The organism is Candidatus Methylomirabilota bacterium, assembly GCA_035260325.1.
Classification (GTDB): Bacteria; Methylomirabilota; Methylomirabilia; order Rokubacteriales; family CSP1-6; genus AR19.
Window position 1 is genome coordinate 1 of sequence record DATFVL010000226.1, and the last position, 9911, is coordinate 9911.

The following is a 9911-nucleotide window of genomic DNA, read 5'->3' on the forward strand; positions in this document are numbered from 1 at the left end:
CTCGGTGCCGTGATCTGGGGGCTCGGGTTCGGGCGAGGGACGGCATGGTACTTCTGGCGCAACGTGCTTGCGGTGCTCATGACGCGGCCACAAAACTTCGAGGCGGCCATCCACCTCATGGCGCTCTTTCTCCATTTCCGCAAGCACACGCAATTCGTCCTCGACGGGCTCGAGGGAAAGTACGCGCGGCTGAGGGCCGAGTCGGAGGAGATGGTCGATCGCGCGGCGTATCGTCAAGCGCTCCGGTGAGAGGACGACCGCCGCGCCGCGTGATGATCGCGGCGCTCGCGCTCTGTTTCAGCTGGATCGCCGTTGCTCGGAGCGCCGGCGCAGGGGCCGCGGTGGACCAGCAACCGACGGACTCGTGGGAACAGTTCCCGCCCACCTGGGAAAAGGCGCTGAAGACGCTGGGGGACGATTCGCTCTATCTCCTCACGTCGCCCCTACGCTTCGACCTCGAGTCCGGGCTCGTGACGGCCGGGATCCTGGCCGGCGTCGTCGGCCTCTCGCTCGCCGACCGCTCCATTCGCCACGAGCTTGCCTCACACCGACACGGGAACGTGCGTGACGCGGCGAACGACGTCTCCTACCTCGGAAACGCGGGCGTTCTTCTCGGGCTGAACGCCGGTGCGGTCATCGTGGGCGAAGCGATCAAGGAGCAGGCCGGGAACCCGAGGCTCCTGGATGCGGCGCTCGTGGCCACGGAGGCCCAGCTGCTCACGGCCGGGATCAGCGAGGGCTTCGCCTATGCATCGGCGCGGTCGCGACCGGCGGACTCGAACGACCCGTTCACCTTCAAGCGCGGCCGGGACTCGTTCCCGTCGAGCCATGCGTCGCAGGCATTCGCCGTCGCCGCCGTGATCTCAGACCGCTTCGACCAGCCCGCCGGGGCCATCGCCTACACCCTGGCGGGGCTGGTCGGCGTCTCGCGTCTCGTCCAGGACAAGCACTGGGCGTCGGACGTGGCGGGGGGCGCGGCGCTCGGCTGGGCCGTCGGGCACTTTCTGAGCGTCCGGCACTCGACGCCGCACAAGTATCTCGACTTCTTCCCCTTCGCCGAGCCGTGGTCCAAGACGTACGGCCTCGTGCTCCAGAAGGAGTTCTAGCTCCTACTCGCCCCGGAACACCGGCCTGCGCTTCTCCAGCATCGCGCGCCGGCCCTCGCTCGCGTCGGCGCTCTGGCGGGCCCGCCGCGCGAGCGCGTCGAGGTCTTCGTGCGCCGCGGCCGGCCGCGCCGCGACCGCTCGCAGGATCACCTGCTTCATCCCCGCCAGCGAGAGGGGGGCGTTGTCGGCGAGCGTGCGCGCCAGCGCATAGGCGGCGGACTCGACCTCGGCGGCGGCGACCACCTGGTGCACCATCCCGATCTCGTGGGCCCGCCGGGCGCCGAGCGGCTGCCCCGTGAAGAGGATCTCGCGCGCGTGGGCCGGGCCCACGATCTCGACGATCTTCTGGCCGAGCGGGAAGGGGACGATCATCCCGATGCGCGCCAGCGGCATGCCGATGCGGGCGCTCTCCGCCGCCACCCTGAGGTCGCAGTGCAGCGCCAGCTCGCAGCCGCCCGCGATGGCGTCGCCGTGCACGAGCGCGAGGGTCGGGTGGCGAGAGCGCTCGACCCGCTGAAGCACGGCCACCACGTCCGCCTCCGGATCGCGGGCGCCGCCGCGGGACTCCATCTCGCGAAGATCCATCCCCGCGCAGAACGCGGGCCCGGCGCCGCGCACGACTACGACACGCACGTCGCGCCGGTCTTCCAATTCGTCGAAAGCCGCGCGCAGGCCGGTCAGCATCGCCGCGTTCATGGCGTTGCGCTTGTCCGGCCGGTTGAGGGTGACGGTGGCGATGCCGTCGGCGACGCTCGAGAGGACTTCGTCCGCCATGGTGCGCCGATGGTATCATCCCGCCGCATGACGGTGTTTCCCGGTTTCACGCTGCCCGACGAGCTGCGCGTGCTGCGCGACCAGGTGCGGCGCTTCATCCGCGAGGAGATCGTCCCGCTCGAACAGCGCCTCGATCCCGATGCGCCCGGCCTCCCCGACGAGGAATTCGAGCGGCTCGCCGCCAAGACCAAGGCTGCCGGGCTGTGGGCGCTCGGCGCGCCGGAGCAGTACGGCGGGGGCGGGCTCGACACCTTCAGCATGTCGGTCGTGCTGGAGGAGATGTCGCAGCACCGGATGGGGCTCTACAACCCCGGCTGCGGCGTGTTCGGTCGCTACCCGCCCCCCGCGATCTGGGCCGGGAGCAAGGGGCAGATCGAGAAGTACGCGGTGCCCACGGTGCGCGAGGGGTGGCGGACGTTCTTCGCCATCACCGAGCCGTCGGGCGGCTCCGATCCCGCCGGCGCCATCCAGACGCGCGCCGAGCGGCGCGGCGACGGGTGGGTGCTGAACGGCCGCAAGGTCTTCATCTCGAACGCTCACAACGCCCGGTGGGGCATCGTCTTCGCGCGCACGAGCAAGGAGAAAGGCCGCGCCGGCATCTCCTGCTTCGTCATCGAGCCGGGCACGCCGGGATTCACCGCGCGGACCATCCGCACGATCCGCACCGCGGCGATCCCCAACGACGTGGTGTTCGAGGACTGCGCGCTGCCCGCCGACGCGCTCGTCGGCGCCGAAGGGCAGGGGCTCGACCTCGCCTTCGACCTGCTCGTCAAGAACCGCTTCCCGTACTCCGCCTGCAACCTCGGCGTGGCCGTGGCGGCGCATCGGATGGCGATCGAGCACGCGAAGCACCGCTCGACGTTCGGCGTGCCGCTCGCCCAGCGGCAGGCGATCCAGTGGATGCTGGCCGACGCGGAGGTGGAGATCCGCGCCGCGCGCTGGCTCATCTGGGACGGCGCGTGGAAGGCCGACCGCGGCGAGGACGCGCGCGTCGAGGCCTCGATCGCCAAGCTCTACTCGAGCGAGGTGCTCGGGCGCGTGATCGACGCCGCCGTGCAGATCCACGGCGGCTACGGCGTATCGAAAGAATTCCCGCTCGAGCGCTGGTACCGCGAGGCGCGTGTCCGCCGCATCGGTGAGGGGCCGTCCGAGGTCCACCGGATGGTGATCGCGCGCTCGCTGTTCCGCTGACGCCGAGGCGAGCGAAATCCAGGAAAGGAACCGCCATGCTGCCGCTGACCGGCGTGAAGGTCGTGGAGCTCGGCCAGAACCTGGCGGGCCCGATGGCCGCCGAGATCCTGGCCCACCTGGGCGCGGACGTCGTCAAGGTCGAGCGTCCCGAGGGCGACGACGCGCGGCGCTGGGGACCGCCGTTCTGGAAGGGCGTGTCGCCCGGCTTCCTCGCCGTCAACGCCAACAAGCGCTCGATCACGCTCGACCTGAAGGACGCGCGCACGGTGGCCTGGCTCACCGACTTCGCGGCGACCGCCGACGTCCTCGTCCAGAACCTGCGCCCGGGCGCGGCCGAGGCCCTCGGCCTCGGCGCCGCGGCGCTCACCGGGCGCTATCCGCGCCTCGTCTACTGCTCGGTGTGGGCCTTCGGGGCGACGGGGCCGCTCCGGGACCGGCCCGGCTACGAGCCCATCCTCCAGGCGTTCGCGGGCCTCATGATGATGAACGGCGACGAGGGCGGCCCGCCGACGCGCATCGGCACCTCGGTGCTCGACTACGGCACCGGCATGTGGGCTGCCATCGGCGCGCTCGCGGGGCTGGTGCAGCGCGCGGCGACCGGGCGGGGCTGCGTCGTGGACGCGTCGCTGTTCGAGACGGGCCTCGCGTGGGTGAAGGGGCACTTCGCGAGCTATCGTGCCTCCGGCGCCGTGCCCGAGCGTCATCGGACGGGGAGCCATCGCGTCGTCCCGTTCGAGAGCTTCGAGACGAAGACGGGACCCATCATCGTCGCCGCGGGCAACGACCGGATCTTCGCCAGCCTCGTGGCGGCGCTCGGCCGCCCCGAGTGGGCGAAGGACCCCCGCTACGCCACGAACGCGGCGCGCGTCGCGCACAAGGCCGAGCTCGTTGCGCGGATCGCGGAGATCCTCCGGGGCCGCAGCAAGGGCGAGTGGATCGACGCGCTCGAGGCGGTCGGCGTGCCGTGCGGGCCGATCAACACCCTGCCCGAGGCGGTGACGGACCCGCAGGCGCGGGCCCTCGGTATCGTCCAGCGCGTACCCGGCGACGACTACGAGCTGATCGGGCTCCCGCTCTCGTTCGACGGCGAGCGCCCGACGATCCGTCGCGCGCCTCCCGGGATCGGCGAGCACAACGCCGAGGTCGGGCGCGCCTGATCGGGCGCCGCCCGCCGCGGCCCGCGTGTACTACGAGCGCCACGGGCGGGTGGACGCCGGCGCGCCGCCGGTCCTCCTCCTGCACGGGCTCGGCTCCTCGGCGACCGACTGGACGGAGCAGCTCGCCGGGCTGGGCCCGCGCTGCCGGCTGCTCCTCGTCGACCTCCCCGGCCACTACCGGTCGGCGCTCCCGCCGGGGCGCTTGACGGTCGAGGGGATGGCGGCGGAGGTCGGGCGGCTCCTCGACGCGCTCGGGGAGCCGCCGCTGCACGTGGTCGGCCTCTCGCTCGGCGCCTGCGTGGGGTTGGCGCTCGCCCTCGGGGCGCCCGCCCGCGCGCGTTCGCTCACGCTGGTCGGCGGCTTCGCCCGCTTCCGACCCGGGAGCGCCGCGGGCGCGCTCGCGCTCCTGGCACGCGTGGCATGTCTCGCGACGGCGCCGATGACGGCGGTCGCGGCGCTCGCGGCGCGCGCGATGTTCCCGAAGCCCGAGCAGGCCCATCTCTATCGCGCCGCGGTGCGGAGCCTCGCGCGGACGCCGCGCCGGACCTACGTCGCCGCGCTCGCGGCGCTCGCGGCCTTCGACGCGCGCGATCGGCTCGCGCGCCTGCGCTGTCCGACGCTGGTCGTGGCGGGAGACCGCGACGCCATGGTCCCGCTCGCGGCGAAGGAGGAGCTGGCGCGCGGGATCCCGGGCGCGCGCCTCGTCGTCGTGGCCGACTCGGGCCACGCGACGCCGGCCGATCAGCCGGAGGCCTTCAACCGGGTCGTCCTCGAGCTCGTCGCCGCCCGCTGAGGCGCGCCGGGGCGTGGAGTACAATACGCGGCCATGTGGCTCGCCCTGGCCGTGGCGGCGGCGCTGTTCCAGGTGCTCCGCAACACGGCCATGAAGCGCCTCGGCCACGCCCTCGACGAGTACATCAACGTCTGGGGCCGCTTCACCTTCCTCCTCCCGTTCGCCCTCGTCGCGTGCTGGCTCAGCGGCTGGCCCACGCTCCAGCCCGGGTTCTATGCGTGGTGCCTCGCGTTCGGCGTCTGCCAGACGCTCTCGACGCTCGCCCTCTCCAAGGCGCTGAAGCTCTCGGCGATCTCGCTCGTGACGGCGCTCTGGAAGGTGAGCCTGCTGATCCTGCTCGGCATGGCCTGGCTGACGATCGGCGAGACGCCGAGCCCGCTCGGCGTGGCGGGCGTGCTCCTCTCGGCGGCGGGCGTGTACCTCCTGAACATCGGGCGCGCGCACATCTCGCCCTGGGAGCCGCTCCGCGTGCTCGTCACCGACCGCGGCCAGCGCTACACGCTGCTCGCGGCGTTCCTCTACGCGCCCAGCGTGATCACGATCAAGCAGGCGATCCTCGCCTCGAACACCGCCACCGGCACCTTCGGCGCCTACCTGGCCGCGAGCCTCGTGGTGACGCCGCTCGCCGTCACGACGTCGGCGCGCCACTTCGGCTCGATCGGGCGCCACTGGAAGGAGTTCGTGGCGCTCGGGCTCTTCGCCGCGCTCACCACGCTCTCCCAGGGCAAGGCGTACACGCTGACGCTCTCCTCGTACGTGGAGGCGGTGAAGCAGGTCGAGATCCTGTTCGCCATGGGCGTCGGCGTCGCGTGGTTCGGGGAGGCGCAGCGGGTGCGCGAGTCGGCGATCGGCGCCGTCGTCATGCTCCTCGGCATGGTGCTGCTCGCGCTGGCGTCGTGAGCTCAGGCCGGGACGGAAAACCCCTCCCGCTGAGCGGCGAGCGTGAGCCGGCGGTCGAGCGCGTAGAGCGTCCGTCCCTGCGGATGCCCCTCCGCCCAGTGCAAGGCCGCGCCGAGCTGGAGCGCGTCGGAGGCGCGCAGCACGTGAAGCCGGAGCAGCCGGGCCGCCAGTGCTTTGACGGGCTCGAGGTCGATGACGAGGTGACAGGTACGGACGAAATCCTCGAGCCGGGTCTCGGCGAGCCGTGCCACCGATTCATCCAGGGCTTGCTCGCGCACGAGGCGCCGGAAGGCCGAGATGATCTCGATCGGCGTCAGCGTCCAGATCACCACGGTGTCGGCAGCGACCCACCCGGCGACCCGCGCCGACGCGGCCTGCTCGATCAGGAGCGGGACCACCGCGGAGCTGTCCCAGAACGTCACGGGCCTTCCTCGCGTTCGCGGAGGAGCGCCTCGACGACATCGACGCCCACCGCCGGGCGGCTCGCGAGCCACGACTCGGATGGTCGGCCCGTGCCCCGACGGACGACGCCGCGCCGCTCGAGTCGCTCGAGCCACTCCGTATCCTCGCCGGGCAGGGGAGCGCCCACGCGCTCGATGCGCGCGATGACGTGGTCGCGGTCCGACACGAGCACCGCCTCCCCGCGCTGCACCCGGCGCAGGTAATAACTCAGGCGATTCTTCAACTCGGCGATCTTGACGATCATCATGACGCGCTCCGGGCTATCTTTCGAGCCCCCATCTGGCCATCAATCATAGCTATGACCTGGCCATGTCGTCAATCTTTCCGCGGGCCGGGCCGCCGCCACGAAGTCGTTGAGGATGCGGTCGATCCGGTTCTCCCCGTGCGGTGTCTGAAACGCCGGACGTTGACACGTCCGTCGCCGCGTCGCTACAGCGGCGCCCTCTATCTACGCTTGCACGAACACGTCGCGGCACGGGGGCTCGGCGAGGTGATTCTCTCGCCGCTCGAGCTCGCTCTGGCCCTGACCTAGATCTCGGGGCGCTTGCCGTAGGTCGCGCGGACCTCGGTCTTGATGCCGCCGCGCATGTTGAAGTCGCCCGTCACCTCCACCCACCGCGGCCGCGCCGCCGCCACGAAGTCGTTCAGGATGCGGTTGGTCACGTCCTCGTGGAACGCGCCCTCGTCCCGGTACGACCAGACGTAGAGCTTCAGCGACCGGAGCTCGACCAGGTGCTGGTCGGGCACGTAGCGGATCCGGATCGTCGCGAAGTCGGGCTGGCCGGTGAGCGGGCAGAGGCAGGTGAACTCCGGCACCGTCATCGCGACCTCGTAGTCGCGGTCCGGGTGCGGGTTCGCCACGACCTCGAGCTTCTTCGACGGGCGGGTCGGCATGGCGCGATTATACCAATCGGCTCGCGGGGCGCCGCGCTCAGCGCATCGTCGTGAGCCCGATGCCCGCCGCGACCGCGAGGCTCGCCAGCAGGAGATCCGGCGTGAGCCGCTCGCCCGCGACGAGCGCGGCCGCCACCACGCCGAAGATCGGCTGAGTCAGGAAGAAGGCGGCGAGCGCGCTCGGCCGGTAGCGGCGCAGGAGCCGGACGATCCCCGAGTAGGCGACGAGGATGCCGACGACCTTCTTCGCGCGGAGCCGGTCGCCCGGGATCAGGAAGTGGGCGAGGACGACCGTGTGGACCGCGTAGAGGTTCAGGAGGATCGCCGAGTGCGAGGCGCTCGTGAGCGAGGTGCCGACATTCATCAGGCCGATCTGCGCGGTGAACAGGAGGCCCAGGAAGCCGAGCTCGGGCCACTCGCCGCGCTCGATTCGGAGCCCCGCGAGGCGGCCTCCGGCCCACGCCCAGAGCGCCACGACCACGCCGCCGACCAGGAAGCGCATCCAGGCCAGGCGCAGCGGCGGCGCGTCGGCGAGCCCGATCTTGATCGCGACGGGATTGGCGCCCCAGAGGATCGACACGAGCAGCGCGAGCGCGGCGCCCTTGACGTCGATGTCTCGCGGGGAATGGCTCACGTGGAGTGTCTGCATTCTGAGGCATTGGCGTGGCGTTCGGGAAGCATTAGCGTCGTGCCGTGTCACGGGTGCGACAGGCGTCTCCTGATACAATCACCGACGGAGGACGACGATGCTCGCGCAGCCGGTCAAACGACGGTTCACCGTGGAGGAGTTCCACCGCATGGGCGAGGCGGGGATCTTCCACGAGGACGATCGTGTCGAGCTCATCAACGGGCAGATCGTCCAGTTGAGCCCGATCGGCCGTCCTCACGCCTATGCCGTGACCATGTTGAACAACATGCTGGCGTCGCGGCTCGCGGGCCGGGCGCTGGTGTCTCCCCAGAATCCCGTGCATCTCTTCCGTGACTCTGAGCCGCTGCCCGACATCGTGCTGCTGCGCCTGCGGTCGGACTACAAGGAGGTCGACGTCGGACCGGCCGACGTTCTCCTCCTCGTCGAGGTCGCCGACAGCTCGCTCCGCTACGATCGCCTCGTGAAGCTTCGCCTCTATGCCCGGGCCGGGATCCCCGAGGTCTGGATCGTCGACGTGGCCGGAGGCCGTGTCGAGGTCTACCGGCGCCCCGCCGAGCGGCGGTACGAGCAGGCCGAGCGTGTCGAGCGGGGTGGGCGCGTCTCGCCAGCGGTGTTCCCCGACGTCGCCATCGCCGTCGACGAGATCCTGTAGGCCCCGTGAAGATCGGCCTGATCGGACTGCCGAAGTCCGGCAAGACGACGCTGTTCAACCTGCTCACGGGCTCGAGCGTCCAGACGGCGCGCTTCGACACCGGGCGCGCCGAGCTCCACGCCGGGGTCGCCAGAGTCCCGGACCCGCGTGTGGACCGGCTCTCGGCGCTCTTCAAGCCGAAGAAGACGACCTACGCGACGTTCGAGGTGGTGGACCTCGCCGGCATCTCGAAAGGTGAGCGCGGGGGGCTCGAGACGAAGGAGTTCAGGAACGCGGACGCGCTTCTGCACGTGGTGCGCGCATTCCCGGACGAGGTTGCCGGCGCGCCCGATCCCCGGCGCGACATCGTCGAGCTCGAGACCGAGCTGATTCTGGCCGACTTGGAGGTGGTGGACCGGAGGCTCGAGCGCCTGGAGGCGTCGCTCGGCAAGCAGCGGAAGGAGACGGAGGCGAAGGAGCAGGAGATCCTTCGCCGGCTGAAGGCGGCGCTCGAGTCCGAGACTCCGCTGCGGGCGGTCCCGCTGACCCCCGACGAGACGAAGGCGACCCGCGGCTTCAACTTCCTCTCCGAGAAGCCGATCCTCCACTGCCTGAACCTCGACGAGAAGGCCGTCGCCGAGGCTCCGCGGCTGGCGGAGGCGTTTGGGCTCGAGGCGGTGGCGGCTCGGCCGAAGACCAGGCTCGGCTGGGTGTCGGCCGTGATCGAGACCGAAGTCGCCCAGCTCGCGGGGCAAGAGCAGCAGGCGTTCCTGGCCGATCTCGGCCTCAAGGAGCCTGCGATCAATAGGGTTCTAAGTGACTGTTTTGCCTTGCTCGGGTTGATCTCGTTCTTCACGCTCGGCGAGGACGAGGTCCGCGCCTGGCCGGTCCCGGCGGGCACGAGGGCCCAGGACGCGGCCGGAGCCGTCCACTCGGACATGGCCCGGGGCTTCATCCGGGCCGAGGTCAACAGCTACGAGGAGCTTCTCGCCGTCGACGGCTCGTTCGCCGAGCTCAGAGCGCGCGGCCAGCTGAGGCTCGAGGGCAAGGACTACATCGTGAAGGACGGCGAGGTCTGCCACATCAGGTTCAACGTCGCGAAGTAGCCGCGCCTAGCCGGCGACGCCGGGGATCTTCTTCAGCGGGCCGCCGAGCGCTTGCACGACCGCCGCGACGTTCGCGTCGGGCGTGTTCGTCGGGAGCACGCAGCCCGGACCCACGATGAGCCCGAGCCCCCGCGTCTGGGCGATCGCGTCCTGCGCCTCCGCCACGGCCTCGTCGGGAGTCCCGTCCCGCAGCGTCTTCCACTGATCGAGCCCGCCGAGGACGGCGCCGACCGTCATGGCCTTCACCG

14 protein-coding genes are annotated in these 9911 nt (G+C 71.2%); 8 read left to right on the top strand and 6 right to left on the bottom strand.

The window, feature by feature from the left end:
• On the top strand, nt 1-249 hold a 249-nt coding region (locus VKG64_14250), incomplete at its 5' end, for a DUF4070 domain-containing protein (GenBank protein ID HKB26202.1).
• Nucleotides 246-1106, top strand: a complete 861-nt coding sequence (locus VKG64_14255) for a phosphatase PAP2 family protein (protein HKB26203.1) — start codon at nt 246-248, stop codon at nt 1104-1106. The genes VKG64_14250 and VKG64_14255, both read left to right, overlap by 4 nt.
• A 3-nt stretch (nt 1107-1109) precedes the next feature.
• On the opposite strand, the gene VKG64_14260 is transcribed toward VKG64_14255, so the two are convergent.
• Nucleotides 1110-1880 carry an enoyl-CoA hydratase/isomerase family protein gene (locus VKG64_14260; GenBank protein ID HKB26204.1) on the bottom strand — a complete coding sequence of 257 codons (771 nt, stop codon included), beginning with the start codon at nt 1878-1880 and terminating at the stop codon, nt 1110-1112.
• A 27-nt stretch (nt 1881-1907) separates the two neighbouring features.
• Here VKG64_14260 and VKG64_14265 point away from each other — a divergent pair, with 27 nt between their 5' ends.
• The 4 genes from VKG64_14265 to VKG64_14280 are packed head-to-tail and all read left to right on the top strand — an operon-like array spanning nt 1908 to nt 5921.
• Nucleotides 1908-3071, top strand: a complete 1164-nt coding sequence (locus tag VKG64_14265; protein HKB26205.1) for an acyl-CoA dehydrogenase family protein — start codon at nt 1908-1910, stop codon at nt 3069-3071.
• A gap of 35 nt (nt 3072-3106) precedes the next feature.
• A complete protein-coding gene (locus VKG64_14270) occupies nt 3107-4228 on the top strand; it encodes a CoA transferase (GenBank protein ID HKB26206.1) in 1122 nt (373 codons plus the stop codon).
• A 25-nt stretch (nt 4229-4253) separates the two neighbouring features.
• The gene (locus VKG64_14275; protein HKB26207.1) at nt 4254-5021 is read left to right on the top strand and encodes an alpha/beta fold hydrolase; all 768 of its coding nucleotides are present in this window, start codon (nt 4254-4256) and stop codon (nt 5019-5021) included.
• 33 nt (nt 5022-5054) lie between these two features.
• Nucleotides 5055-5921, top strand: coding sequence for an EamA family transporter (locus VKG64_14280; protein ID HKB26208.1), 867 nt, complete (start codon nt 5055-5057; stop codon nt 5919-5921).
• A 2-nt stretch (nt 5922-5923) separates the two neighbouring features.
• Here the strand turns inward: VKG64_14280 and VKG64_14285 are convergent, their stop codons facing one another.
• From VKG64_14285 to VKG64_14300, 4 genes are all read right to left on the bottom strand, one after another.
• Nucleotides 5924-6343, bottom strand: a complete 420-nt coding sequence (locus VKG64_14285) for a type II toxin-antitoxin system VapC family toxin (GenBank protein ID HKB26209.1) — start codon at nt 6341-6343, stop codon at nt 5924-5926.
• Complete coding sequence (locus tag VKG64_14290) at nt 6340-6630, bottom strand: type II toxin-antitoxin system prevent-host-death family antitoxin (GenBank protein ID HKB26210.1); 291 nt, start codon at nt 6628-6630, stop codon at nt 6340-6342. The genes VKG64_14285 and VKG64_14290 overlap by 4 nt, the downstream gene beginning before the upstream one ends.
• A 281-nt stretch (nt 6631-6911) precedes the next feature.
• Complete coding sequence (gene queF / locus VKG64_14295; GenBank protein ID HKB26211.1) at nt 6912-7277, bottom strand: preQ(1) synthase; 366 nt, start codon at nt 7275-7277, stop codon at nt 6912-6914.
• Between the two features lie 37 nt (nt 7278-7314).
• A complete protein-coding gene (locus tag VKG64_14300; protein HKB26212.1) occupies nt 7315-7926 on the bottom strand; it encodes a DMT family transporter in 612 nt (203 codons plus the stop codon).
• Nucleotides 7927-8023: 97 nt separating this feature from the next.
• Between VKG64_14300 and VKG64_14305 the strand changes: the two genes are divergently transcribed.
• The gene (locus VKG64_14305) at nt 8024-8578 is read left to right on the top strand and encodes a Uma2 family endonuclease (protein HKB26213.1); all 555 of its coding nucleotides are present in this window, start codon (nt 8024-8026) and stop codon (nt 8576-8578) included.
• Nucleotides 8579-8583: 5 nt separating this feature from the next.
• A complete protein-coding gene (locus VKG64_14310) occupies nt 8584-9663 on the top strand; it encodes a DUF933 domain-containing protein (GenBank protein ID HKB26214.1) in 1080 nt (359 codons plus the stop codon).
• 6 nt (nt 9664-9669) lie between these two features.
• Here the strand turns inward: VKG64_14310 and VKG64_14315 are convergent.
• The coding region (locus VKG64_14315) for a uroporphyrinogen decarboxylase family protein (GenBank protein HKB26215.1) at nt 9670-9911 on the bottom strand (242 nt) is incomplete at its 5' end.